Source organism: Chitinophaga pinensis (assembly GCF_007896845.1).
GTDB classification, from domain to species: Bacteria; Bacteroidota; Bacteroidia; order Chitinophagales; family Chitinophagaceae; genus Chitinophaga; species Chitinophaga pinensis_C.
This window is the reverse complement of sequence record NZ_VOHS01000012.1, coordinates 107,241-133,697: the sequence shown is the minus strand read 5'-3', so window position 1 is coordinate 133,697 and position 26,457 is coordinate 107,241. Positions and strand designations below refer to the sequence as shown.

The window sequence follows — 26,457 nt, the reverse complement described above, 5'->3', positions numbered from 1 at the left end:
AAATGCAAAGGTATTTATCATCCGGTATCGATTTTATATACTTTTCAATGTGTATTGATTGTACAAAAGCAATGTGTAAAAAATAGCCTGCACAATACTAATATTATTAGTAATATTGCTAAATAAATTAGTCGCAAACAAACAGATTGTTCGTAGCAATCAGCATCAGCCATGCCAGAAAAAGCAGATATTATTTCTCAGCTGCAAAAGGATATTCTCCGATTGCAGGGATACAGATCCATACAGCAGGATAATGCACCTGTAATAGACCTGGGTCCGGTGAATACTGCCTTTCCGAATGGCGTCTTTCCTACCGGCGCGATACATGAATTCCTTTGTCCGCTGACAGAACAGGCGGCAGCTACTGCCGGTTTTGTGAGTGCACTGACCGGCTCTCTTATGCAATTTGGCGGTGCCTGTATCTGGATAAGCGTTTCCAGAACACTCTTTCCTCCTTCTCTCAAGACATTTGGTATTGAACCGCACAGGGTCGTTTTGTTGATCTGCAACGTACAAAAGATGCGCTTTGGGCATTGGAAGAAGCATTGAAGTGTGATGGGCTGGCTGCGGTGATTGCAGAATTACCGGAGATAGGATTTACACAATCACGCAGACTACAACTGGCTGTAGAACAAAGTAAAGTGACCGGTTTCATTCTGCGGACCTCTTCCAGAAGCGTAGGTACGACTGCCTCCGCAGCAAGATGGCAGATCACACCATTACCCAGTGCAATGGAAAATGATATGCCCGGAGTAGGGTATCCGCGCTGGCAGATAGAACTGCTGAAAGTAAGAAACGGCCGGAATGGGGTATGGAAAATGGAATGGTCAGAAGGCCGTTATACCATTCTTCAGGAGCCGTCTTCCAATAAAAATGTGCCCGTACATCAATTAAAAGCAGGGTGATATGCCGGCACGTTTCTTTACGATATGGTTTCGTCATTTAACGACGGACTGGCTTACCCGGCGTCAGCCGGAATTACAAAACATCCCTTTTGTTTTTGCAGCACCTGTACATGGCAGAATGGTCATCACTGCTGCGAATATTCCCGCCGAAACACAAGGCATCCGCCATGGTATGCCGGTTGCTGATGCAAAAGCGATCGTACCGGGATTACAGGTCTTTGATGAGCTGCCTGAGAAAGAGGTACAATTATTACAAGCACTCGGAGAATGGTGCATCCGCTATACACCGTTGGTAGCAGTTGATCTGCCGGACGGACTGATTCTCGACATCAGCGGTTGTGCCCATCTATGGGGAGGAGAACGGGAATACCTGCGGGAGATCATTACCAAACTACGTGCGATCGGATATGATGTAAGAGGGGCTATCGCAGATACCATTGGTACTGCATGGGCAGTCAGCCGCTATGGCAGGATTAAACCCATTATTGAAAGCAGTGAACAAGCAGCCGCTCTGCATCCCTTGCCACCAGCCGCCTTAAGACTGGAACCGGAACTGCTGGACCGGCTGCATAAACTGGGCTTACATCAGATCGGCAGTTTTATGACAATGCCGGGCAGGATATTACGCCGTCGTTTCGGGCCTGCACTACTCTCCCGCCTTAGTCAGGCTCTGGGATATGAAATAGAAGGCATACAGCCACTATTTCCACCATCCCCCTATGAGGAACGCCTACCCTGTCTGGAACCTATACGTACCGCTACGGGGATTGAAATTGCTATTCAGACCTTACTGGAGAAGTTATGCCGGCGCTTGCAACAGGAAGGAAAAGGATTGCGTACCGCTACGCTGAAAGGATACCGGACAGATAACAGGATGGTGCAGGCAAGCATCGGCACCAGCAGGGCTTCACATCATGTACAGCATCTTTTCAAACTGTTTGAGCTGAAGATTGCTACCATAGAACCTGCATTGGGTATAGAACTATTTACGTTGGAAGCGGAACAGACAGAAGAGGTATCCGCCGCACAGGAATCATTCTGGACAGCAGGCCCGGGATTAAACAATCCAGCTGTAGCAGAACTACTGGACAAACTGGCGGGAAAGTAGGTGCAGACAGCATCAGACGTTATCTGCCACAGGAACATTACTGGCCGGAACGCTCTATTAAACAGACGCCATCTCTGGAAGAACAGCCGGCTACCAACTGGCGGACGGACAAACCCGGCCGGTACAATTACTCGCCAAACCGGAGCCAATCGAAGTCACAGCCCCTATACCTGATTATCCGCCTATGCTGTTTCGTTACAAAGGGAAACTGCACGAGATCAGAAGAGCGGACGGACCAGAACGCATAGAACGAGAATGGTGGCTGGATGGAGGAGAACACAGAGACTATTACAGTGTAGAAGATAAAGAAGGAAGACGTTACTGGCTGTTCCGGTCCGGACACTATTCCGGTGAGCAGTCACAATGGTTTATTCATGGATTTTTTGCCTAGAGAAAAGTGAAGAGATATGCAGTACGTAGAATTACAGGTGACCAGCAATTTCAGCTTCCTGCGCGGTGCTTCCCATCCGGATGAGATGGTGGATCAGGCGGCAGCATATGGCTATAAAGAGATTGCTATTACAGACAGGAATACGTTGGCAGGTATTGTGCGGGCACATGCTGCCGCCAAAGCAAAAGGAATCAGGATCATTCCTGCCTGCAGACTCGATTTGCAGGATGGACCCTCCCTGTTAGCTTACCCTACTGATCAGGCTTCCTATAGCAGGTTATCGTCCCTGTTGACCACCGGCAATTTACGGGCTGAAAAAGGAGATTGCCATCTCTACAAAAAGATGTGTATGCCTACGCAACAGGTTTGATTTTTATAGCCATCCCTCCCGAACAACTGAATGCAAAATTGATTTCGAACCTTCTTTTAAAAAGGATCTCAAAGAATACAAGGATAAATTGGGAGAGCAGTTATATCTGTCTGTAACCCGTTCCTATCTGGGAGACGATCATAAAAAGATCTACCGCCTTGCGCAATTATCAGAGCTTTATCACATTCCGCTGGTCGCTACCAATGACGTGCATTATCATCACCCCGAACGACGACAGCTACAGGATATCCTGACCTGTGTAAGGGAAAAATGTACGATTTACAATGCCGGTTTTCGCTTACATCAGAATGCAGAAAGGCATTTAAAAACACCGGAAGAAATGCATCGGCTATTCCGTCAGTATCCTGAAGCGATCAGCAACGCGCGACGTATTGCAGATGCTTGCCAGTTTACTTTGGAGAGTCTGAAATATGTATATCCGGAGGAACTGACCACGGAAGGCCGTACACCACAGGAAGAGCTGACCTATTTGTCATGGGAAGGTGCGAAAGAAAGGTTTGGAGATGATATTCCGGAGAAGATTTCTTCAGCTATCACCTATGAACTGACATTCATCGAAGAGATGAATTATGCTGCTTATTTTCTGACGGTACATGACATTGTACGCTTTGCCCGGAGTCAGCACATCTTATGTCAGGGACGTGGTTCTGCAGCTAATTCCACAGTATGTTATGTATTGGGCATCACATCTGTGAATCCTACAAAAATTGATCTCTTATTTGAACGATTTATCTCTTCTGCCCGTAATGAACCGCCGGATATTGATGTAGATTTTGAACATGAGCGCAGAGAAGAAGTCATGCAATATATCTTCAACAAATATGGCAGGGACAGGGCTGCTATCGTAGCCACCGTTACACAACAACATCAGAAAGGCGCTATCAGAGATGTGGGGAAAGCGATGGGATTATCCGTAGATACGATCAACCGGATGTCTACTTCCATCTGGCGTTATACAGATGAATGGTTTGATGAAGGACGGCTGCTTGAACATGGTCTGAATCCGGAAGATCCACATCTGAAAAAAGTGCTGGCATTGACGAAACAGATGATGGGATTCCCACGGCAATTAGGACAACATACAGGTGGCTTTGTGATCACACAGGGAAAACTGCATGAGCTTTGTCCGATACTGAATGCCCGTATGGAAAACAGGACCTGTATAGAGTGGAACAAGGATGATATCGATACGCTGGGATTTATGAAGATCGATGTGCTGGCACTAGGGATGCTGACTTGTATCAGAAAGGCTTTTGATCTGGTAAAACAGTACTATGGCAAGGATTATACTCTGGCGAATATTCCTGAAGATGATCCTGCAGTATATGAAATGATCAGTCATGCGGATACGATTGGCGTGTTTCAGATTGAAAGTCGTGCGCAGCAGTCGATGTTGCCACGTTTGCGACCAAAAGAATTTTATGACCTCGTGATTGAGGTAGCCATTGTCCGTCCCGGACCTATTCAGGGCGATATGGTGCATCCCTATCTACGCCGGCGGAACGGGCAGGAAAAGCCCGATTATCCGCCTCAGCTGGAAGATATCCTGAAGAAAACACTCGGCGTTCCCCTCTTTCAGGAACAAGCCATGAACATCGCCATTAAGGCGGCCGGTTTTACTCCTACAGAAGCAGATGAACTACGACGTAGTATGGCTACTTTCAGACTGAATGGCGTCATTGAAAAGTTTGAGAAAAAACTCATAGACGGGATGACAGCTAATGGCTACGAACTTGATTTTGCCCAACGCATATTTAAGCAGCTGAAGGGCTTTGGTAGTTATGGATTCCCGGAAAGTCATGCTGCCAGTTTTGCTTTGCTGGTGTACGTTTCTTCTTATCTCAAGTGTTATTACCCGGATGTTTTCGCTGGTGCCTTGTTGAACAGTATGCCGATGGGTTTTTATCAGCCAGCGCAGATCGTGAGTGATGCCCGTGCACACCATGTGGAAGTAAGACCGGTGGATATTAATCATTCTTTCTGGGATAATACACTGGAAGAAAAGGACACTATTCCCCACGCATTGCGATTAGGCTTTCGGCAGGTAAAAGGCTTAAATCAGGAAGAAATGGCCGTCTTATTATCCGCGAGGAAAAAAGGCATTACCAGCATTCTCGCTTTGCGGGAAGCAGGGGTATCACAAACGGCACTGGAAAAACTGGCTGATGCGGACGCCTTCAGGTCTATTGGTCTTGACAGACGAAGGGCTTTATGGGAAATATCCTCATTACACGACCGGCCTATTGGTCTGTTTACCGGACAAGCATCTGAGAGCACCGTAGAACAGGCGGTCCGGCTACCGGAAATGTCTGCGCCGGAGCATGTGGTACAGGATTATAATGCAATGGCGTTATCACTCAAAGCCCACCCTGTCAGTTTTGTCAGGGAAAAGCTTAGTCTGTTGCATGTAACGGCGGTGAAAGATCTCGCGACCATCCCGGACGGGATGCCTGTAAAAGTGTCCGGACTGGTATTAGTAAGGCAAAGACCGGGTACTGCCAGTGGTGTTTGTTTTATCACTATAGAAGACGAGACGGGCTGTGCGAATCTGGTGGTATTTAATCAGCTGTTCGAAAAATACCGTAAAGAGATATTACAGGCCAGATTACTGATGGTAGAAGGGAAAATGCAGCGCGAAGGTGAGGTGGTGCATGTGGTCGTGAGACAGTGTTATAATCTGAACAGATTATTGCAGCAGATGACGGTAGTGGAAGAAACAACGGTGAAACAGGCTGAAATAAAGGCAGGTACGGAGGAGCTAAAATTACCCGGAGCGAGGAATTTCAGGTAGGAAGAGCTGTTCCATGGGGCCCAATGTTAATTCTTTATTGCTGAGGGAATCTGGCAGGATATATGCTTAAGAAGACTTATATCATGTTAACTATGAAAAAGACCTTTTTTCTGCTTTTCGCCTCAATTTTAGGTATCGGATCTCAGGGAAGTGCACAGGATAAAACACCCCTTGCCTTTACCGATCTGATCGCAAAAGAATGGAAGTTAGCCTATTACGGAGACAATGGTAAAAAGCAGCCACCTTCGAAACAGCAGGAGGACTACAGGATGACTTTTTTCAAAGACAAACGCGTTTTGTCAGTCGGACAAGGTAAACAGGATCAGGGGGTATGGCAATATGACTCCACCACTAAAGTGCTGACTATTACGGATAATAAAACAAAAGGTATTCTGGAATTGCAGGTGATGCAACTGGACAGTTCGCAATTCGTCGTAGGTTATAAAGACCCGAATGGCGCTTTAGTGGAAATACATATGCTGGCTGTCAGACAGTAACTACTTCCCTTTTACTTCAATCCATACCGGCGCATGATCGCTGGTCTTTTCCCATCCTCTTACACCACGGTCTACACCGGCTGCTTTCAGGCGTTTATCCCAATGCGGGCTAAGCAGGAAGTGGTCAATACGGAGACCGGCATTACGGCCGTAGGCATCTCTGAAATAGTCCCAGAAGGTATAGATCTTCTCCTCGGGGTAGAGTTTGCGGATAGCATCTGTCCAGCCCAGTTCTACCAGTTCTTTAAACGCGGCTCTGGTTTCCGGTCTGAACAGGGCATCATCGACCCAGCGTTCCGGTTTATATACATCGCGTTCAGTAGGCATGACATTATAGTCGCCGGTAAGAATTACAGGCACATCCTGTGCCAGCAGCTCTTTTGCGTGGGCGGTCAGCCGTTTGAACCAATTCAGTTTATAGTCGAATTTAGGCCCCGGCGCAGGGTTACCATTAGGCAGATAAAGACATCCTAATATAAAATCGCCATTGATCACCGCTTCAATATACCGGCTGTGTACATCTTCAGGATCACCGGGAAGTGCCCTTCGTATTTCTTCTATCTGCAAATTACGGGCGAGGATAGCCACTCCATTCCAGCTTTTCTGCCCATGCCAGATAGCATTGTAACCGGCATCTCTGATCGCCTGTTCAGGAAATTTCTCCTGTGGCGCTTTCAGTTCCTGTAAACAGACAACATCGGGTGCGGACTCTTCCAGCCAGCGAAGCAGGACAGGCAGGCGTCCGTTGACACCATTCACATTATACGTGGCTATTTTCATGGCGAATCGATCTGTGTTTAATGATGGATATTGCTATTAAAATCATGCCGGTTAAGGGGCAGGCTGCAATTTATCACTTTTAGCATTATCTCATCAGATCAGCGCCATAGAAAATACCTGCATCCCATTCTTTCGGAAAGGGATGCAGGTAGCAAGCGACTGTTAATGTAATTTAATTGAAACGACTTCTCCGGACTCCTTGATCTCTACGAATTCTTCTATCCTGTCGGAGTGACTAATACTGTAGTATTCAGGCGTGTAGTAATCCGTACGACCGTAGCCGCTATAACCACTTCCAGTATACACGTTTCTGGAATGACTGGTTGACCAGCCTACAATGGCTTGCAGAAAGTATCTACCGGGCTTCATTTCAGTAAAGGTAAAGTTGCCATAGCTGTCTGTCGTTGTTTCCAGGCGGAAGCGGAAGGCTTCATCTGACATATACACGTAGGTGTGCTTACCTTCTTTTTTCTTACGCAGTGCAAGCCATGCGTCGAAATAAGGAGTTACGGGAAACAACACAATTTTCGTGTTGGTAGCATAAATACGTTCAGCCAGTAGCGGTTTAACGCCAAAATTATTCTTAGGCTTTGTAAAGGCAATACCCTTGATCGTTCCCTTCCCCCTTTTCAGCTGTTCGCGGGCGGTTAAGGAATCAAAAGCGAATTCCGGGTAGAGGATCTTTGGAGGTTTTGGTCCCCTTTGTGCCAAAACAATCCCTGCAAGGCATACGAATGCCATAGTCAATACTGATGATGCGATTCTCATTATACTTAATCGTTGGTTAGCATATGGTTTTTAAAGCTTTCTGTTTATGGGCTTTTAGGTCTTTCTATTAGGGGTTGGGCTGTGCAATTGTGTTTACGAAGCCGCTAAGATATAGATTTTGCAAATATTATTATAAAAAAAACCTAATTCGCTGTAATTCAGGAAGGACGGCCATATCGGATGGGACACCCCGGTTTCCGGGCACTAACAGCGTTAAACGGGTAGCTTGTTTTAAAAAAGGCGATACATTTGTTATATGGAAAATGTATTGAAGCAATTCTTCTCCAAGAAATTCGGATATATAGATTTTGATGCTGAAACGGCAGATGACATCCTCTATGAAGAGTATAATTCTTTTATCAAAGTACTCTTTATGGAGGCCGGATCGGAAGTGATGGTGGACTTTAAAGAATATAAACTGGAAAAGGACGCACTTTTCTTTATTAAAGACGGACAGTGGTACAAGTGTGCCGGCAGGGGCACCTTATTATATTATAATCGTGATTTTTATTGTATCCAGATACATGATGCGGAGGTAGCCTGTGATGGTTTACTATATAATAATGTATATGATGTCCCGGTTGTATATCTGGATGGAGAGGCCTCCCGTCAGACCAGACACATTCTTGAAGAGATAAAGACGGAGGCTGTGAGTGCTGAAAGCAGTACAGAAGAAATGATCAGGATCTTTCTGAAACAGCTGATCATCCGTTCTACCCGTATGTGGAAGAAAACGAATGACATGGCGGACAATAGTGCCACACAGGAGGTAGAGTTCCTGCGGAAGTTCAGTCAGTTGGTAGAGGCACACTATATTAAACACCATAATGTAGCCGATTATGCTGATATGCTGAGTATTACCCCGAAGGCGCTCAGCAAGAAAATATCTAAATACAGTGCGAAAAGCCCTAATGATATTATTAAGGACCGGATTATCCTTGAAGCTAAACGCCTGTTAATCCATACTGATCTGAGTGTAAAAGAGATCGGTTACAAGCTGGGATATGAGGATCCGGCGTACTTTGTACGCTTATTTACTAATCAGACAGAGAGTTCTCCCCTTCTTTTCAGAAAAAAATACACTGAAGGAGAAAAAGTACAATAAGTGTCGTCATTCGTGCATTGATCGCCCTCATTTACTGCCGTAGTTTTGTGTTATCAAATTAAATGATCACAATCAACACACAGAAAATGAAAAAGCAAATACTCTCTCTCGCAGTTGCCAGTATATTAAGTGCAAGCGCTTTCGCACAGAACGTAAATCCGGACAATGATCCTAACATTGACAGACACACGAAAGCGTTTTTACATGCATTAAACAACAGCGGTGGTGCACCATTGGAAACACTGTCTCCTAAAGATGCCCGCGAAGTACTGGTAGGTGCGCAGAAGAGCGTAAAAGTTGATATATCAGGTATCAGTGTTACTGAAAAAACAATCACACAGGACGGTCAGACTGTAAAATTACATATTGTTCGTCCGGAAGCAGCTAAAGGTATATTGCCGGTGTTTATGTTCTTCCATGGCGGTGGATGGGTACTGGGCGACTTCCCAACTCACCTGCGTCTGGTACGCGATCTGGTAGTAAGTTCAGGAGCAGCAGCAGTTTTTGTTGACTACACACCTTCACCAGAAGCACACTATCCGGTAGCGATCAATCAGGCATATGCAGCGACCAAATGGGTAGCCGCCAATGGTAAAGAGATCAATGTAGACAGCAAACGTCTGGCTGTAGCGGGTAATAGCGTAGGAGGCAACATGGCGGCTGTAGTTGCACTGATGGCGAAAGAGAAAGGTGGTCCGGCAATTAAATTGCAAGTGCTGCTGTGGCCTGTAACAGATGCTAACTTCGAAACAGGTTCTTACAATCAGTATGCAGAACAGCGCTTCCTGACAAAAAATCTGATGAAATGGTTCTGGGATAATTATACAACAGATGCGAATCAGCGAAAAGAAATTTATGCTTCTCCTTTACAGGCGACTGCTGAACAGCTGAAAGGCTTACCACCAGCACTGGTACAAGTTGCAGAGAATGATGTATTGCGTGATGAAGGTGAAGCATACGCACGTAAAATGGATGCAGCAGGTGTAAATGTAACTTTGGTAAGATATGACGGTGCGATCCATGATTATGGTTTGCTGAATCCTATCGCAGATAATCCTTCTACACGTTCTGCAATGTTACAGGCGGGCAATGAATTAAAAGCATATTTAAAATAGTTGAGGTTAAATAAGTGAGGTTTTAATAAAGAGGGAATCCGCCCTGACAGTGGTTTGATACGCTGTCAGGGCGGATCTTTTTTTAGTCATACCGGCAACAGGGAGATTCTCATGAGAATTATTGAAATTATCGTTGCATCATTAGTCAGTAGTGGTGGCGGATACGTTAATAACGACCTCACCTGCACTTCATCCGCAGGTACTTCCAATGAATACGAATATGTGTTATATTTGGTTACACCAAAACCCAGATATGCTACACATCGGTCTTATACGGGAAGAGAAACAGCCACACGATAACAGAGTTGCCTTTACGCCACAACAATGCCAGTGGATCATCAAACATCATCCACAGGTACGCATCAGCGTACAGCCTTCTCCCTGGCGATGCTTTAAAGATGATGAATATGCCGCCGCCGGGATTCCGCTTTCCGAAGACCTCTCCCATTGTGAGGTGCTGTTAGGTATCAAGGAAGTACCGGCAGATAAACTGATTCCCGGAAAAACATATCTTTTCTTTTCGCATACCCGCAAGAAACAGCCTCATAACAGGCACATGCTACAGACGATCCTTGAGAAACAGATCACGCTGATAGATTATGAATGCCTGGTGCATGCAGACGGTGCGCGTATATTGGGGTTTGGCTTCTTTGCCGGTGTCGTTGGCGCGCACAACGGTCTGCTGACCTACGGTAAGAAAACAGGGGGCTATAACCTTGTGCCCGTACATCGTTGCCATGATTTTAAAGAACTGATCAATCATTATTTTGGAGCCAAACTGCCTCCTTTAAAGATTGTCATTACCGGATCCGGACGCGTCGCTGCGGGTACACTGGAAGTTATGGGGCTGCTGGGAATTAAATATATTCCACCTGAAGAATATCTCATCAATAGCTATGCTTATCCGGTATATACGCAGTTGAAAGCAGGCGAACTGTATCTGCGGAAAACAGATAAAACCTATAGCAGAGAAGACTTCCATCTGCATCCTGAACAGTACGACTGCCGTTTTCTGCCTTTCGTAACTGCTACCGATATCCTTATGAATGGTATCTATTGGGATGAACGTATACCACCACTCTTCACATGGAATGATCTTGCAAAAGAAAACTTCCGTATCAAGGTGATTGCAGATATTACTGATGATACCAATGGTTCAATTCCATCCAATCTGGGCGATTCCAGCATTGACGATCCTGTATATGGTGTAGACAAACAGACAAGGGCGCGTACCGCACCTTTTTTGCCGGATACGTTGGATATGATGTGCGTGAGTAATCTTCCTAATGAACTGCCACGGGATGCATCGCAGTATTTCGGGGATCAGTTGATGAAGTATGTGTTTGACGAATTACAACAGGAGAATAGTGTGACCATCCGTAATGCGACCATTGCGGAGAAAGGTGGATTGACAGAACGGTTTGAGTATTTAAGCGATTATGTAAGTGAAGGAGAATGAGGGGATCAGGCACTATGCACATGTCTTTACTTACTCTTTACAGGAAAAGATAATAAGGCTTTAGCAATTTTATAAACGCAGCGGTATACGTTTTCTTGTCCGCTTCACGTATCGACATTAACTGTTCAGAGGACGGCTGTGCAACAGCCCCTCTCCTGCCGAAAATACCCACGCTGCGGAAATAATCATGTTGTTCACTCTGTTTTACGTGCAATACCTGTTGCAGGGAGAATCCTGCTGTATCCGCCAATGCAGAAAAGTCTGCAAATGGCCCATATGGCAGCAATACGGAGAAATGGCCTTCCGCTGACAGATGCGTATCAATGACCTGCAACAGCTCACTATAGTCCAGTGTAGTGGCATGCATCGCCTGATTACGCAGCTGATTAACACTTTTCAGGTCTCCCTCGTAAAATGGAGGATTCGTGATGATGAAGTCATATAGGTCGCCTACAGGCAGTTGTTTGGCATCAGTCTCTATCACCTGTAAACGCTCTTTCCATGGAGACGCCTCAAAATTGGTGCGGGCTTGAGCCGCGGCAGCCGGATCCAGTTCGATACCGCTGATAACAGCATCAGATTGCTGGGCGAGCATCAAAGAAAGCAGACCTGTTCCTGTGCCGATATCCAGTATACGGCTGACAGGCGATTGCTCACGGAGCCAGGCAGCCGTATAGGCGCCCTGCACGCAGGCGTCTGTGCAGACTTTCATCGCACAGGCGTCCTGATATACGGTAAATTGCTTGAAACTGAAATAGTGATTGGGCATCGGTACTTACTAATGTTCAAAACCAGCTCTGGCTCCCGGAACGGCATCCAGTCCTACAAACTCACCTGCCTGATATTTGTACCATGCAGTCATGGCAATCATAGCAGCATTGTCAGTACAGTACTCGAATTTCGGGATGTAGGTCTTCCAGCCATACTTTTCACCGTACTGCTGTAATGCATTGCGCAAACCGGAATTAGCACTTACACCGCCGGCGATACCGATTTCTTTGATACCGGTTTCTTTGGACGCTTTCACCAGCTTGTTCATCAGAATGCTGACAATACGATGCTGGATAGAAGCACAGATGTCTGCCATGTTATTTTCGGCGAACTGCGGATCTTTCTGCTGCTGCTCCTGCAGGAAGTAAAGAATAGAGGTCTTCAGACCACTAAAGCTGAAGTTCAGACCCGGAATCTGCGGTTCGGGGAACTTGAATCTGTCCGGATTGCCCTCACGGGCGTATTTATCGATCAGCGGACCACCGGGATAAGGAAGACCGAGCAATTTGGCACTTTTATCGAAAGCTTCACCGGCAGCATCGTCCAGTGTCTCTCCGATCACCTTCATCTGCAGCGGACTATCACAACGAACGATCTGGGTGTGACCACCGGAAACCGTCAGACAAAGGAATGGGAAAGAAGGCTTTTCTTCACCAATGAAGTTAGCCAGCACGTGCGCCTGCATATGATGCACGGCTATCAGCGGAACATCCAGCGCCAAAGCCATAGATTTCGCAAAACAACTACCCACCAACAGGGAACCGATCAGACCCGGCGCCTGAGTAAAGGCAATGGCGTTCAGTTCGTCCTTGCGTATCCCGGCCACTTTCAGCGCCTGATCGACCACAGGGACAATATTTTCCTGATGCGCGCGGGATGCCAGTTCAGGCACGACGCCACCGTATTGCTCGTGAATAGTTTGATTGGCAATAAAATTAGACAGGATCTTTCCGTCAACCAGTACGGAAGCACTTGTTTCATCACACGATGACTCTATGGCCAGTATTTTTACAGACATGCCCGCAAAGGTAGGAAATTATAGCCTTATCAATTGCTACGGATAGCCACTACCGGATCCAGTTTGGATGCCAGATAAGCCGGGATGAAGCCTGCAATGATACCTACAACAGAGGAAACAGTTAATCCGAGGATGATATTATTGAGTGTAAGGGTAAATTCGAAGAAATGTAAACTGTTTACCGCAACAGTCGTTAAAAACACAAGCAATAAGCCCAGCAAACCACCCATCATACATAAGATCATGGATTCCAGCAGAAATTCCATCAGGATCACCTTCTTACGGGCGCCTATCGCTTTTTTCAATCCGATGATGTTAGTGCGTTCCTTTACCGTCACAAACATGATATTGGCAATACCAAAGCCACCTACGATCAGCGCGAAACACGCAATCAGCCAGCCGCCCATATTGACCATACCAAATACCTTGTTCAGGTCTCCACTAACAGCAGTGATCTCATTCAAAGAGAAATCATCCTCTTCTTTCGGACGCAAACGGCGGATGCTGCGCATTACCCCTCTCAGCTCATCCTTCAGCTGTAATAAGGTGGCTCCGGGAGCCGCCTTTACCAGAATAAATGGATCCGCAAAGCGGCGTTCATCCACGATGGTACGGCCAAATACATATGGTACAATCACACAGTTGTCATAGTTGATGCCATCTACCAGACTGGCCCCCTTCTTCTTCAAAGTACCGATCACTCTCACCGGACGACCAGCTACAGCAATCGTCTTACCCATCGCCTTATCAGAAGTACCAAAGAGCCCCTCCCAGATATTAGCACCCAGAATAGCCACATTGGCCCCATTTTCATTTTCCTTACCGGCGAAAAAGCGGCCCGAAAGGAATTTTAAAGCCTGAATCTTCTCATAATCACCACTGACAGCAAACAGCTCCGTTCCCTCCATGTAGCCATCCTTGTACTCTACCCTTTTGGCACTGGAAGAAAAAGCAAAAGCCGACAGACCCGCACTCTGCACTTTTTCTTTAATAGGTACCAGTTCCTGAAACTTCGGCAAAGGCCGGTTCACATATTTCCACCACGGAAAATCAGGACCACCATCCCATGGCCATTTTTGTACATATACAACATCACTGCCGAGGGTTTCGACCTCACTGCGGACATTTCTTTCCAGACTGTTTGTAGCGGTAAGTACAGCGATGATACAGAATATACCAATGGTGATACCCAACAGGGATAAGAAAGTGCGGAGTTTATTTACCCGCAGCTCCAGAACCGCCATTTTCAGGCTGTTCCATAAAATTTTGATCGTGGCAATCATAGATACATGTAAATTAATGATTAAACGTGACAATTACGTACCTTTGCACACATTTTCGGTCACAAACTATATGAAGTACGCAAACGAGATCAATAAAAGAAAGACATTCGCCATTATCGCCCACCCGGATGCCGGTAAGACAACCCTGACGGAAAAGTTCCTCCTGTTCGGGGGCGCTATCCAGACGGCAGGTGCTGTTAAGTCGAACAAGATCAAGAAACATACGACCTCTGACTTTATGGAGATAGAACGCCAGCGTGGTATCTCCGTGGCGACTTCCGTAATGACCTTTGAGTACAGGGATATGCTGGTCAACCTGCTGGATACCCCCGGTCACAAGGACTTCGCGGAAGATACTTACCGTACCCTGACAGCGGTAGACAGTGTCGTACTCGTGATCGACTGCGTTAAAGGGGTGGAAGAGCAGACCGAAAGACTCATGGAAGTGTGCCGTATGCGTGATACCCCGGTGATCATTTTTGTGAACAAACTGGACCGTGATGGTAAAAACCCATTCGACCTGCTGGACGAACTGGAAGAAAAACTGAGCATCCGTGTACGCCCGCTGAGCTGGCCTATCAATATGGGTACAGACTTCAAAGGCGTATATAACCTTTATAATAAGAGCTTTGTATCTTTTGCGCCCAATAAAAAAGCCACTGACGATGACATTGTCCCTCTTAGTGACCTGAGCAGCAGCTACATAGACGAACATTTCAATGCACAGGATGCCACCCAGCTGAGAAATGACGTGGAACTGATCGAAGGTGTATACGATACCTTCGACAATACCGATTACCTGCAGGGTAAAATGGCGCCTGTGTTCTTCGGTAGCGCCGTGAACAACTTCGGTGTAAAAGACCTCCTCGATACCTTCGTGGAAATCGCACCTGTACCGCGTGACCGTGAAGCCAGCACCCGTGAAGTAAAGGTCGAAGAAGAGAAATTCAGTGGTTTTATCTTTAAAATTCACGCCAACCTCGACCCGCGCCACCGTGACCGTATCGCCTTCCTCCGCGTATGTTCCGGTCGTTTCGAGCGTAATAAATTCTATAAACACGTACGTCTTGAAAAAGACATGCGCTTCAGCAACCCATATAGCTTCCTCGCCCGTGAAAAAAACATCGTAGATGATGCTTATCCGGGTGATGTGGTTGGTCTGTTTGACACCGGTAACTTTAAAATCGGTGATACCCTGACAGAAGGTGAAAAATTCTATTTCACCGGTATCCCAAGCTTCTCTCCTGAACTGTTTAAGGAGGTCGTAAATAAGGATCCGATGAAAACCAAACAGCTGGAAAAAGGTTTACGTCAGCTGACTGACGAGGGTGTAGCACAGTTGTTCACCCAGCATAATGGTAACCGTAAGATCATCGGTTGTGTGGGTGACCTGCAATTCGAAGTAATCCAATACCGTTTGCTGCAGGAGTATGGTGCGTCTTGTCAGTTCAATACACTACCTTTCTTCAAAGCGTGCTGGATCACCGGTGACAAGCAGAAAGTAGAAGATTTTATCCGCTTTAAACAATCCAACATCGTGGAAGATAAGGATGGTCTGCTGGTATATCTCGCGCAGTCCGAGTGGTACCTGAATACAGAACGTGCAAACAATCCTGATATTCAGTTCCATTTCACTTCAGAAATACACAAACAGGTAGAATAAAAAAAGCCGCTTCCTGTGATCAGGAGCGGCGTATTAAGTAATTGTACGACCAACTCAAATCGAAGTACAATTGCAGACTGTCCTTAGTATGTAAAACAATAACGCAAAGCTATACCAGCTTTGCGTTACTTATTTATGCATTTGGGAATTTGATTTACGCAATAAGGAATTCAATAATGAGACTTGCGTTATTGCTTTGTATACTGCATGATGAATTCACGGCTAACCCGACCGTCTTTGCCTTCAAAATGCGCATCCATGTGCTTTGTATCTTTCCAGCGATAGATGATCTTCTGCGGATAAGGGCTTTGCAGATTCTCCGCAACAAACCCAACGGACTTCAATATACGTAATTTAAAACGAACCGGCTCGCCTGTACTATCTCTTACCGCAGCGATTGTAAAGTAGATGCCATCTCCCTCAAGGAAAAGACGCATATCATCCACTTTCGTACTGTCCCCCTTTATAAGCCGCATGGTTCTCCCCTTCCAGGTATGCTCATCCACCCTCTTCCATTTCTCAGCATAAATACCGAGTTTGGTCTTCATCGTCCAATACCCTTCCATATTATCTATATACCGGAAGTCGGAAAGACGTACCTGTGCGCCTGCCGTAAAGGCCGCGCACAGGAGAAATATGATAAGTAAACTATTGCGGAACAACTGCTTCTTCTCCATACATCTGAGGTTTATATTTGTGAGAAGGAGAAGGAATGAAAGGTCCGAGGTTCAGTGATGACCATTTTTCATCAATTGCTTTGATGGTAGCATCATCTGCAACGATGATGTTTGGCCAGTCACGTTCAAAGTTGTCAAGCGCACGGGTTTTCAGAGTACCATCCATACCAATACCGGCCCCCACTTTACCCGGATGACCTGGTACTGCAGGACGTACGATGAAACTGTCACGACGGGGATCCAGATTGTTACAGAAACGCCAGAGTGCAGACGCAAGATCCTGTACATCAACGGTATGTTCTACAAACAATACCATTTTGATATTGCTGAGATCCGGCAGATTGTACAGCTGCTCATTCAATTCTTTGATATGCAGCGGACGCGCCTTTTCTACAGATATCAGAATACATGGAATTCCCTCTTTCAACAGGGAGTCATTGATGTCTTTGATCTCAGGGAAACGCTTCATGACGCCATCACGGTTAAAGATCTGATTAGTAGAGATCAGTTCTGATTCAATCTCTTCGTCATACTTACGGGTACCGTCGATACACATCTTACCGCCAAAGCCCATTTTAGAACAGGAGTGATCCAGTACGTCCATCGGACCCTGACTCAGATAAATATCTGTTGCCGGATTCAGATGTTTAAATACATACTGCGCGAGTTCTTTATAGTTCTGAATACTGGTATGCTCATCTGCAACTACCAGTATTTTGTTGAACATCATTTGTCCGGCGCCCCACATAGCATTCATCACTTTCTGCGCCTGTCCCGGATAATCCTTTTTGATCTGTGCAATCACCAGATTATGAAACACACCTTCTACCGGCATTTCCATATCTATCATTTCGGGAACCATTGTCATTTTGATAGGCGCAAGGAAAACTCTTTCCGTAGCCTTTCCTATCCATGCATCTTCCTGCGGAGGAATACCTACGATAGTAGACGGATAAATAGCGTCTTTTCTGTGTGTGATAGCCGTTACGTGAAAACGGGGATACCAGTCCGCCAGTGAATAATAACCGGTATGGTCACCAAATGGGCCTTCCCATATCAGGTCTTCTTCCGGGTCTACATATCCTTCGATCACAAAATCAGCATCCGCAGGCACTTCAATTTCAGGCTGCGTGATACATTTCACCAGTTCTACTTTCTGCTTACGCAGGAAACCTGCCAGCATGTATTCATCCACATTTTCAGGAAGCGGTGCAGTAGCGGAATAAGTATACGCGGGATCGCCACCAAGAATGACCGCCACCGGCATACGTTTCTTCAGCTTTTTATATTCCATGAAATGCTTCGCAGACACCTTGTGTTTGTGCCAGTGCATCCCTGTCATGGTTTTATCGAATACCTGCATGCGGTACATGCCCACATTACGGGTACCATTGTTCGGATCTTTTGTATGAATAACGGGTAAGGTGATGAAAGGACCACCATCCTTCGGCCAGCACGTCATAACCGGTATCTTGCTGAGATCCGGTTCACTCATAATCACTTCCTGACAAGCGCCACGGCCGCTTACAACTTTCGGCATCCAGGAAGCAAACTGACCTAGTTTAGGCAACATGGCCAATTTGTCGAGTATACCTTCTTTAGGTTTTGATAATAATTTCACCAGAGATTCGATCTCATTCGCCACATCATCCAATTCCTGTACACCCAGCGCCATACACATGCGCTTGTAGCTACCCATGGAATTGATCAGTACAGGGAAATCATAACCGGTATTTTCGAACAGCAGTGCTTTACCTCCGTTGGGCGATTTACTTACCCTGTCGGTAATTTCTGCGATCTCCAGCTTAGGGTCTACATAAGTCTTGATCCTTATCAGCTCTCCTGCCTTTTCTAATGTGTCTATAAAGTGTTTCAGGTGCTTATATGCCATATTTCTAAATGCTATAAATGCGAATGACGAATTACAATAGGTGCAAAGATACACACAATCGTAATTCGTCATCCTTAATTCCACTGTTCTGACGGCTGAAAACCGGGTAAGGTGCTTTCCTTCCGGAAACTGCCGCCTTTTCGGAACAATTATTTTACAGCCCTACTACAATCGGACCTGTAGCGATCACTACTTTCGGAGAGCGCTGGTATACTACTCTCGGACGTGGAGGTGGCGGTGGAGCAGGTACATAAACTACAGGAGCTGGTTGTACATACACTACCTGAGCCGGAGCCGGACGGCAGCTATAATAAGCGCCTCTGTAATCCCTGTTGCAATCATCCCAACGACCATGGTGTACTCTGTAGTTCTTCGGACGACATTCATCATGATGACCATGTCCTCTTCTTCCCTGAGCCTGTGCACCGAGTATACCTCCCCCTATCAGCAGTAATACTAATACTATCTGTTTCATACGTTGTTCGATTTTGTAGTTGATGGAAATTAAATTAATTAGATTGGAATAGTTGTCCGCTTAGATTAAATAATTTAAATAAAGATGATGGTGTTTCGTGTTTGTGATTAAACGGTTTTTTTTAATATCTAGTATGTGTATTCGTTGGCGACGTTTGTTTTTGTTCCGTCTGGTAGATAAAATTCAAGAAGCATGCCAAAAACTATTTCTACCTCTCAGCGTGCTCATTTTTTTTATACCTGTTTAAAAAAAGACCGCTTCCTGATGAAGAAGCGGCCGCTGAATATTATGAAAGAATAATCTTTTACAATCAGAATCTCGGACACTGTGATACTTTCTGTCTCCTCCAGTTATTACGGGCATTGCTGCCACCACCAAAGCGATAACTGAGTGTTAGTCCGGTAAACATATACCAGTCTTTATATTTATCAGAACCGCGTATCGTACCATCTTCCGGATAAGTGCCCGGTGTTACATGACTTCCCACAGGTACTTCATCACCACGGTAAGCATAGTCTGCAGCCTTTTGTCCGCGCGTTCTGACCAATGTATTTCTATCCACATAAGTAAGACTCACATCATCCAGATAATCGGTGAAGGTCTTACGTAAACCAAATTCGAAACCAGCAATCCAGTTCTCCGTCAGCAGTATTTTCACACCCGCACCAAAGGGGATAGAAATCTGGCGGAGATTATATTCCTTACGGGTCGGATAAGCTGCAAGACCTTGTCCTTCAGTACCAAGCGGACGAAGATTAATGGTATTACCAAGTGAGTCTTTAGTAGTCGGATAAAAACTAAAAACAGCCACGCTGGCAAATACATAAGGCGTGATCTTCTTCTCATCCAGATCGAGGAAATTAAATTCAAAGCCCAGTTGTCCTTCCCATATCGGAGAACGGAAACTCAGATTACGCTTCAAGAGGAAAGTGTCTCTGTTGGTACTATCAGCGCCCGCAATCCTTCCGTAGGAAAGACCTCCACGGATTGTCAGATAACGATTGATATCTCTTTTTAAGAATACACCGAGTGCAAAACGGGTGTATTTGAGATCAACTCTTGTTTGTACAAGGTCGCCGCTATAGTTACTCGTACCAATGAAACCACCTGCCTGCCAGTATTGCGAGAAACCGCTAAAAGGGGCACAGATCAATAAAATAACAACAACTCTTTTCCATGCAGCACGAGATAAGCGATTCTTCAATAAACTTAGTTTTGGCATCAATAAAGGGATTGATTAAAGATCATGATTTTATCCGTCCGGACTCGTTCCGGAGGTACTTCAGCAGGCATAAGGGGTAAACAGGCGGAACAATTGCAATAATTGTACTAAGTTCTATTCAAACGCGGGAAATCAATAAAAATTGTTAAATATTTCCGTTTTGAAGGCCGCGAAAGTAATAATTTTCTATTTCTCTACGCAAAAAGTACTCAATAACATTTGTCGTTAACACGTTTTTTTTCGTCATATTCTCCCAAAAGCTTAAATTAGGATACTATCGCTTAATGATTTATCTAATATGTAAAATATTGTTTAAGTAAACAACAGCGTGGACCTTAGAAAAACCTACTGGAACCATTTAACACCTCAAATTAATATTGTCTATGAACCACAACCCTCCGGCTCGTGAAATGGAGCTGATGGCCCTCAAAGCACTTAGTTATGCGGACGATCGTTTGTCCGAATCGTTCGAGATGAAAGACGTATCCGAATACTTAGGAATCTCCTACTCTTATTTTTATCACAGTTTTACGACTGTCATCGGAGAACCCTACTGGCAATATGTGAAGCGGCACCGGCTGGAAGTATCCGCAGGTTTGTTGCGACACAGCGGATACAATATCAGTGAGATAGGCGACAGAACAGGTTATGCTACCGTTGCCGCCTATACCAAAGCTTTTACGCAATACTTCAACAAGAGTCCGCGCAACTTCCGGAAGATCGAAACATTGCCCAATGAAAAGCGGACGCTTGACATGGTGAATCTGATCGTACAAGCTTTTGATAAACAGGGAGAACTGTTCACCCCATTGTTCAGTTTTGAAAGAACGGAGACAGATCATCTTCCGGATAGTACCCTGTTTTATACTTTGCTGTCCCGCGGACAGGATCCTGTCGCACAGATGATCATGAAAATGAACCGTGAAGAACAGCGGATGCGGAATATTATTGGTAATCATAACCTCGTCAATGCAAAGGTGATCACCAGTACGCTGGACTCCGTTCCGGTGACTGATTATGAGCGCATGAGCATGTACGCAGGCATTCTGATACCCAATAAGGATATCACACCCGCGTTGGAACAGACCATCCTCGGAGAAAAATTAATGACCAAACATATACCGGGCGGACATTACATTACTCTGCCGGTACCAACAGATTTTGCCACTGCAGGTATTCCCATGTACGAGTTTATAGACCGATACATCAAAGAAGGCGTCTTCAAAATGAGTGGTACTCATTTCTTTATATCGATGCTTGCGCCTAATTCCTGCATCATTTATATCCCCCATTTCAAACAACTCATCTGATGTGCAGTTTCGGTTTCCCTCTTTAAAAATATATATTTGAGGGAAATACGACTGTCCCATGAATCAAGTAAAGCTGCCATTTAATGCCCGGCTGGCCTACACCCTGTTATGCATTATACTGATCATCTATGTTGCCCGCTTAGGGCATGAGCTGATCATTCCGCTTGCATTCGCCATGCTGGTGTCCATTATGCTGCTGCCAATGGCTAATCAGCTGGAAAAGTGGCGCTTTTCACGGGGAATGGCGGCATTTACGGTGATATTCCTGTTTGTGATACTACTGGTAGGTATTCTTTTGCTGCTGGCAGCGCAAATGGGATCATTTGTGGCGGATTTCCCACAATTACAGCAACAACTGTTGAATTCGCTCAACTCTTTACAGCAATGGATAAACGTAAAGTTCCATATTGACACGGCCCGCCAGATGGATTATCTGGAACAAATGGCTATGGGTACACTGGGCAGCGCCACCGGTTTTATAAGCAGTACCCTTTTATCCTTATCTTCTCTGCTGATCTTCGTCATCTTCGTCTTATTATATAGTTTCTTCCTCCTGTTATACCGCTCCCTGATCTTCACTTTTCTGATACGCCTGTTCAGGGAAAAGCATCGCGACAAACTGCTGGACGTCGTAATGCAGACGCGTTATATTATTAAGGGTTATGTATCTGGTCTGATGATAGAAATGTTGGTAGTCGCTGTTGTGAACTGCGCGATGTTATGGATATTCGGTGTTAAATACGCCACCCTGCTGGGTATCATGGCCGCCCTGTTCAACCTCATCCCCTATCTGGGCATCTATGTGGCCACTATTATCTGTATGCTGCTCACGCTGACCAATAGTTCTCTGGCCGCCTCCATACAGGTGGGTGCAGGTTTGCTGCTGGTTCATTTCCTCGATAGTAATATCCTCTTACCGCGTATTATGGGTTCTAAAGTGAAGATCAATGCATTGGTGACCATCCTCGGTGTTGTATCCGGTAATCTGATCTGGGGCATCCCCGGCATGTTTCTCGCTATTCCATTTATCGCTATTCTCAAGATCGTATTTGAACATATAGAATATATGCAGCCCTGGGCTCTGTTATTGGGGGACGTCACCTTAAAGAAAAAGAAAGCACCGGTCGTAGTTGAAAAGGGACCGGATCCAGTCAGTGAATAAACAGTCATGATGGAAATACCCACGCTTACAACCGGCGATATCAGTCTGCGGACAATAGACGAGAGAGACATTGCAGCACTCTTCAGCCTTTTTTCTCACGAAAAGGTAGTGCGCTTTATGGACATCGAAAAGTTTGTCAACGTATCGGAAGCTGTACAGCTGATCTCTTTTTTTAGAGAAAAGCTGGCCAGTGGAGAGGGTATGCGCTGGGCGATCACTATTAATGGCCGGAATGAGCTGATCGGCACCTGTGGCTTTCATCATATCAATCGTACGCATTATAAAATGGAGCTGGGGTATGACCTCCTGCCCGCTTACTGGGGAAAAGGTATCATGACAAATAGTATTCACCGTTTGCTGCAATATGGATTTGAAGAATTGCAGATGAACCGCATTGAAGCCTATGTTGATCCTGCCAATATTAATTCTTTCCGTTTGCTGCAGCGCCTTGGTTTTGAACAGGAAGGACTTGTACGGGAAGCCTTCTTCCAGAAAGGAAAATTTGTGAATGCGTTTATTACAAGTTTACTGCAGAAGGATTACCGTTATGATATGTTATTTTAGAGGATCAATCACCAGTTAGTTCCCCTGCTATTTCCCTGTTTTTATATGTCTGATAATAGTCTGACTATACTCATCCTTCGTTAATCCTCCGTTTATAACGTAGCATTAACGAAGGATGAGTATAGTCAGACTATCAGAAAAGCATCTTCTTTTAACCCTCTTTAAATAAGGATATAAGTGGCGAAGATTTCATGCTGAATGATACAGCTTTTTATTACGTTTGCGTCTATCTAATTACATCAGTATAATGAACTACAGGAACGCTACGCAGGAAGATCTTCCGGAAATTGTCGCAATTTACAACACTACTATTGCGGGTCGTATGGTAACCGCGGATACCGAACCGGTTACTGTGGAAAGCAGGCAGCATTGGTTTGACATTCATTCTCCGGAAAAACGTCCGTTGTGGATGGTGGAAGATGAAGGTGTTTCGGTGGGATGGGTGAGTTTTCAGTCTTTTTATGGTCGTCCGGCGTACGACGGCACTGCGGAAATCAGTATTTATCTTCATGAAAATACACGCGGTAAGGGATATGGTAAAAAGATCCTGCAATATGCGATGGAACAGTGTCCTTCGATCAAGGTGCATACTTTACTCGGTTTCATTTTTGCGCATAACATTCCCAGTCTGAAGTTGTTTGAACAGTTAGGATTTAAGGAATGGGCGCACCTGCCGGATATTGCGGTGCTGGATGGTGTAGAAAGGAGTCTGAATATATTGGGTAAAAGAATCTATTGAGCATGTGGTGGTTATATGCTTTGCTATCTGCTTTATTTGCTTCACTGACGGCAATTTTTGCGAAAGTGGGGGTTGCCGGGGTAAATTCTGATCTGGCGACGGCTATCAGAACGGTCATTATCCTGATGATGGCGTGGGGGATTGTACTTTTCAGAGGGGAGGGTAAGGGATTGCAGCAGCTGTCGAAGACGAATCTGATATTTTTAGTGTTGTCGGGTATGGCGACGGGGCTGTCATGGATCTTTTATTTCAAGGCCTTACAGATGGGTAAGGTGTCTCAGGTAGCACCGGTAGATAAGTTGAGCGTGGCATTGACCATTATTTTGTCATTAGTTTTTTTGCATGAGGCGTTGACGGTGAAGATGGCGATTGGGGCTGTTTTGATTATAGCGGGTACGTTGGTGCTGATTTTATGATTGGAAGTTAGTCTTTGGGACATACGGCTCTGGGTTTGAGAAGGGCTGTCGGGCTGATGCCCTTTGCAGTGACTTGCTATGGGGCGTTGTCAGGGCGGGGTTGGGCTGGGCATGCGATGAGGCGCTGTCAGTCGTGTGGGGCGCTGCAAAGGGCTAAGGCCCGACAGCTCCTTCTCAAACCCGCTGCATGAATTGTCTTTTTTGAAAAATTGGAGGTGTATTTGCATATATGCTTACTGATGGCAGTGCTAAAATCTTAAAATGCCTATGATTTGTAAAAAGAGGAGTTCTTTTTTCTGCCTGCTTATCTACTTATTATAATACTATTTTCTCTCTCTTTTATTCCGATCAGGTCCACCTCATGTCCACCTTATCTCCGTATTATCAGCTGGTGTGTCTCCCCTATTGTAGGTAATTACCGCTGATTATCCTCCTGTTTTCGTCCGCATCATTACCTAAGGTGAAAATAACATCAATATAAGCAATCATCCGGATCAATGTATAATAATATACGTGTCGGGTGAGCATATATGGGGCGGTTGCGGGCAGAAAAAAGAAAGGGGACATCCTGTGGACATCCCCTTTTGTAGTTATTTATAAGCAGTCGTTTTTTAACGGCTGGCAACGAGTTCTTTTGTTTTGGTGATCTTATATACACAGCGGCGGTTACCGGCAATGATATGATCGATGCGGTTGACTTCTACGTCGTCGCCCATGAGGCTGCGGAAGGTTTTCAGCTCAGATTCGCAGATGTTTGCGCATTGAGTGGCAGCACAGCAGATAGGGCAATGATTTTCAATGAATATGAAACCGTCCTCTTCCTCTCTCCATTCGGCAAGATAGCCTTCGGAGGAACGGATAGTGGCGAATTGAGCCAGTCTTTCTGCCAGACTGCTGATGCCTGTCAGGGCGTTCATATATTTCTCCTGTTGCTGGAATTCGCGGGCGGCCACTACTTTTTCAAGTGCGGCCTCCCCCAGTTCGCGGCGGATGGTTTCTATTAATTGCAGTGTCAGCTCTACGTGTGTATCCGGAAAATGGGCATGGCCAAGTGGTGTGAGATCCCAGATCTGAACAGGCCGGCCTACTCCTCTTGAGCTGGTAGCCGACACCACAAGCCCTTCTTCTGCAAGCTTCAGCAGCTGCAGGCGGGCGCCCTCTCCTGTTATACCTAAGGCGGCAGCTAACATAGCGGCCGATTGAGGCCCCTTCGTTTTGAGTAACTGCAGAAACTTGTCGGCAGTTGCTTTTGTGATGGGTCTATAATTTTCCAAGTTATTACTTGTTTTATTCTCAAATGTCGTAATTTTGTAGGAGTTAAAAAAATTTGTTGCCAGAACAACAGCTTAAAACAGGAGAATTTTAAATGAACGTCTTGATCTTCAACGGCACAATGGACAGCAGCCCCTATACAACTGCCAATCAGTTGACGGGCTACTTCGAAGAACAGTTCCGCCAAAAAGGATTTTCTACGGAAGTGTTCAGCCCTGTTGACGGCCATATTCCGTTCTTTGCATATCCCAAGGGAGAAATGCCCGGATCCGTTAAAAAAATGTGTGATGCCTTCTGCAAGGCGGATGTCCATGTATGGCTCACTCCGCTTTATCATGGCAGTATGACGGGTGTCATGAAGAATGCCCTGGACTGGCTGGAAATGACCAGCAAGCTCAGTAATCCTTATTTAACGGGAAAGGTTGTAGCTTTGGTGTGCTGGGGAGACGGTTCTCAGGCCATGCAGGGTATTAATGCAATGGATTCGGTAGCGAAAGCCCTCAGGGCATGGGTGCTTCCGTTTTCAGTACCCATTATGAAAGAACATCTTTATGACCAGGAGACTAAAACATTTACCACGTCATATAAGAATAAGTTCGACAGAATGATCTCTTTATTAGGAGATGCCAGAATCGGGGAAAGAATCCCTCTGGTAAATGTGAATGATAATCTCTGAGCGGAAGT

General features: G+C 45.5%; 27 protein-coding genes. 17 read left to right on the top strand and 10 right to left on the bottom strand.

The features are described 5' to 3' along the window. Positions 1–171: 171 nt before the first annotated feature. The 7 genes from FEF09_RS33025 to FEF09_RS14485 all read left to right on the top strand — a co-directional run bounded on the left by FEF09_RS33025 (position 172) and on the right by FEF09_RS14485 (position 6,083). Positions 172–549, top strand: coding sequence for a hypothetical protein (locus tag FEF09_RS33025; protein WP_261387497.1), 378 nt, complete (start codon positions 172–174; stop codon positions 547–549). Further along, positions 534–905, top strand: a complete 372-nt coding sequence (locus tag FEF09_RS33020; protein ID WP_261387496.1) for an ImuA family protein — start codon at positions 534–536, stop codon at positions 903–905. Before FEF09_RS33025 ends, FEF09_RS33020 begins: the two co-directional genes overlap by 16 nt. Position 906: 1 nt before the next feature. Then, complete coding sequence (locus FEF09_RS14495) at positions 907–2,013, top strand: Y-family DNA polymerase (RefSeq protein ID WP_261387495.1); 1,107 nt, start codon at positions 907–909, stop codon at positions 2,011–2,013. A 184-nt stretch (positions 2,014–2,197) separates the two neighbouring features. Beyond that, positions 2,198–2,404 carry a hypothetical protein gene (locus FEF09_RS33015; RefSeq protein WP_261387494.1) on the top strand — a complete coding sequence of 69 codons (207 nt, stop codon included), beginning with the start codon at positions 2,198–2,200 and terminating at the stop codon, positions 2,402–2,404. A 16-nt stretch (positions 2,405–2,420) separates the two neighbouring features. Then, on the top strand, positions 2,421–2,774 hold the full coding sequence (locus tag FEF09_RS33010; protein WP_261387493.1) for a PHP domain-containing protein: 354 nt from the start codon (positions 2,421–2,423) through the stop codon (positions 2,772–2,774). Between the two features lie 88 nt (positions 2,775–2,862). Next, complete coding sequence (locus FEF09_RS14490; protein WP_261387492.1) at positions 2,863–5,586, top strand: error-prone DNA polymerase; 2,724 nt, start codon at positions 2,863–2,865, stop codon at positions 5,584–5,586. Between the two features lie 92 nt (positions 5,587–5,678). Further along, positions 5,679–6,083, top strand: a complete 405-nt coding sequence (locus FEF09_RS14485; protein WP_146305784.1) for a hypothetical protein — start codon at positions 5,679–5,681, stop codon at positions 6,081–6,083. On the opposite strand, the gene xth is transcribed toward FEF09_RS14485, so the two are convergent. Then, positions 6,084–6,863: an exodeoxyribonuclease III gene (gene xth / locus FEF09_RS14480; protein ID WP_146305783.1), complete on the bottom strand. Its 780-nt coding sequence runs from the start codon at positions 6,861–6,863 to the stop codon at positions 6,084–6,086. A 162-nt stretch (positions 6,864–7,025) separates the two neighbouring features. Then, positions 7,026–7,604, bottom strand: a complete 579-nt coding sequence (locus FEF09_RS14475) for a carboxypeptidase-like regulatory domain-containing protein (protein ID WP_186774345.1) — start codon at positions 7,602–7,604, stop codon at positions 7,026–7,028. A 283-nt stretch (positions 7,605–7,887) separates the two neighbouring features. Between FEF09_RS14475 and FEF09_RS14470 the strand changes: the two genes are divergently transcribed. From FEF09_RS14470 to FEF09_RS14460, 3 genes are all read left to right on the top strand, one after another. Next, positions 7,888–8,736, top strand: coding sequence for an AraC family transcriptional regulator (locus FEF09_RS14470; RefSeq protein ID WP_146305781.1), 849 nt, complete (start codon positions 7,888–7,890; stop codon positions 8,734–8,736). 86 nt (positions 8,737–8,822) lie between these two features. Beyond that, a complete protein-coding gene (locus FEF09_RS14465) occupies positions 8,823–9,851 on the top strand; it encodes an alpha/beta hydrolase (protein WP_261387491.1) in 1,029 nt (342 codons plus the stop codon). A 253-nt stretch (positions 9,852–10,104) separates the two neighbouring features. Next, positions 10,105–11,310, top strand: a complete 1,206-nt coding sequence (locus FEF09_RS14460) for an NAD(P)-dependent oxidoreductase (RefSeq protein ID WP_146305779.1) — start codon at positions 10,105–10,107, stop codon at positions 11,308–11,310. 37 nt (positions 11,311–11,347) lie between these two features. Here FEF09_RS14460 and FEF09_RS14455 read toward each other — a convergent pair whose 3' ends face one another. Genes FEF09_RS14455 through FEF09_RS14445 form a run of 3 tightly spaced genes read right to left on the bottom strand, consistent with a single transcriptional unit; the run spans position 11,348 to position 14,343 of the window. Then, positions 11,348–12,079, bottom strand: a complete 732-nt coding sequence (locus FEF09_RS14455) for a tRNA1(Val) (adenine(37)-N6)-methyltransferase (protein WP_146305778.1) — start codon at positions 12,077–12,079, stop codon at positions 11,348–11,350. Positions 12,080–12,088: 9 nt separating this feature from the next. Further along, entirely contained in the window at positions 12,089–13,099 is a 1,011-nt protein-coding gene (gene tsaD, locus FEF09_RS14450; RefSeq protein WP_146305777.1) for a tRNA (adenosine(37)-N6)-threonylcarbamoyltransferase complex transferase subunit TsaD, read from the bottom strand. Between the two features lie 29 nt (positions 13,100–13,128). Continuing rightward, complete coding sequence (locus tag FEF09_RS14445; protein ID WP_222596976.1) at positions 13,129–14,343, bottom strand: ABC transporter permease; 1,215 nt, start codon at positions 14,341–14,343, stop codon at positions 13,129–13,131. A 109-nt stretch (positions 14,344–14,452) separates the two neighbouring features. Here FEF09_RS14445 and FEF09_RS14440 point away from each other — a divergent pair, with 109 nt between their 5' ends. After that, on the top strand, positions 14,453–16,045 hold the full coding sequence (locus FEF09_RS14440) for a peptide chain release factor 3 (RefSeq protein WP_146305775.1): 1,593 nt from the start codon (positions 14,453–14,455) through the stop codon (positions 16,043–16,045). Positions 16,046–16,233: 188 nt separating this feature from the next. On the opposite strand, the gene FEF09_RS14435 is transcribed toward FEF09_RS14440, so the two are convergent. The 4 genes from FEF09_RS14435 to FEF09_RS14420 all read right to left on the bottom strand — a co-directional run bounded on the left by FEF09_RS14435 (position 16,234) and on the right by FEF09_RS14420 (position 20,292). Then, positions 16,234–16,722, bottom strand: coding sequence for a hypothetical protein (locus FEF09_RS14435; protein ID WP_146305774.1), 489 nt, complete (start codon positions 16,720–16,722; stop codon positions 16,234–16,236). After that, a complete protein-coding gene (locus FEF09_RS14430; protein WP_146305773.1) occupies positions 16,694–18,613 on the bottom strand; it encodes a menaquinone biosynthesis decarboxylase in 1,920 nt (639 codons plus the stop codon). Before FEF09_RS14430 ends, FEF09_RS14435 begins: the two co-directional genes overlap by 29 nt. A gap of 154 nt (positions 18,614–18,767) precedes the next feature. Beyond that, positions 18,768–19,088 carry a hypothetical protein gene (locus FEF09_RS14425; RefSeq protein WP_146305772.1) on the bottom strand — a complete coding sequence of 107 codons (321 nt, stop codon included), beginning with the start codon at positions 19,086–19,088 and terminating at the stop codon, positions 18,768–18,770. Between the two features lie 310 nt (positions 19,089–19,398). Then, the gene (locus tag FEF09_RS14420; RefSeq protein ID WP_186774344.1) at positions 19,399–20,292 is read right to left on the bottom strand and encodes a DUF6089 family protein; all 894 of its coding nucleotides are present in this window, start codon (positions 20,290–20,292) and stop codon (positions 19,399–19,401) included. 401 nt (positions 20,293–20,693) lie between these two features. On the opposite strand from FEF09_RS14420, the gene FEF09_RS14415 reads away from it, so the two are divergent. From FEF09_RS14415 to FEF09_RS14395, 5 genes are all read left to right on the top strand, one after another. After that, positions 20,694–21,620 (top strand): helix-turn-helix transcriptional regulator, encoded by a 927-nt coding sequence (locus FEF09_RS14415; RefSeq protein ID WP_146305770.1) that lies wholly within the window; start codon positions 20,694–20,696, stop codon positions 21,618–21,620. Positions 21,621–21,678: 58 nt separating this feature from the next. Further along, positions 21,679–22,782, top strand: coding sequence for an AI-2E family transporter (locus tag FEF09_RS14410; protein WP_146305769.1), 1,104 nt, complete (start codon positions 21,679–21,681; stop codon positions 22,780–22,782). 6 nt (positions 22,783–22,788) lie between these two features. Next, positions 22,789–23,346, top strand: a complete 558-nt coding sequence (locus FEF09_RS14405; protein WP_146305768.1) for a GNAT family N-acetyltransferase — start codon at positions 22,789–22,791, stop codon at positions 23,344–23,346. Positions 23,347–23,593: 247 nt separating this feature from the next. Next, positions 23,594–24,085 (top strand): GNAT family N-acetyltransferase, encoded by a 492-nt coding sequence (locus FEF09_RS14400; RefSeq protein ID WP_146305767.1) that lies wholly within the window; start codon positions 23,594–23,596, stop codon positions 24,083–24,085. Between the two features lie 2 nt (positions 24,086–24,087). Then, on the top strand, positions 24,088–24,501 hold the full coding sequence (locus FEF09_RS14395; RefSeq protein ID WP_146305766.1) for an EamA family transporter: 414 nt from the start codon (positions 24,088–24,090) through the stop codon (positions 24,499–24,501). 611 nt (positions 24,502–25,112) lie between these two features. Here the strand turns inward: FEF09_RS14395 and FEF09_RS14390 are convergent. Next, the gene (locus FEF09_RS14390) at positions 25,113–25,775 is read right to left on the bottom strand and encodes a helix-turn-helix transcriptional regulator (protein WP_146305765.1); all 663 of its coding nucleotides are present in this window, start codon (positions 25,773–25,775) and stop codon (positions 25,113–25,115) included. 92 nt (positions 25,776–25,867) lie between these two features. On the opposite strand from FEF09_RS14390, the gene FEF09_RS14385 reads away from it, so the two are divergent. Next, a complete protein-coding gene (locus FEF09_RS14385) occupies positions 25,868–26,449 on the top strand; it encodes an NADPH-dependent FMN reductase (protein ID WP_146305764.1) in 582 nt (193 codons plus the stop codon). The last annotated feature ends 8 nt before the right edge of the window (positions 26,450–26,457 follow it).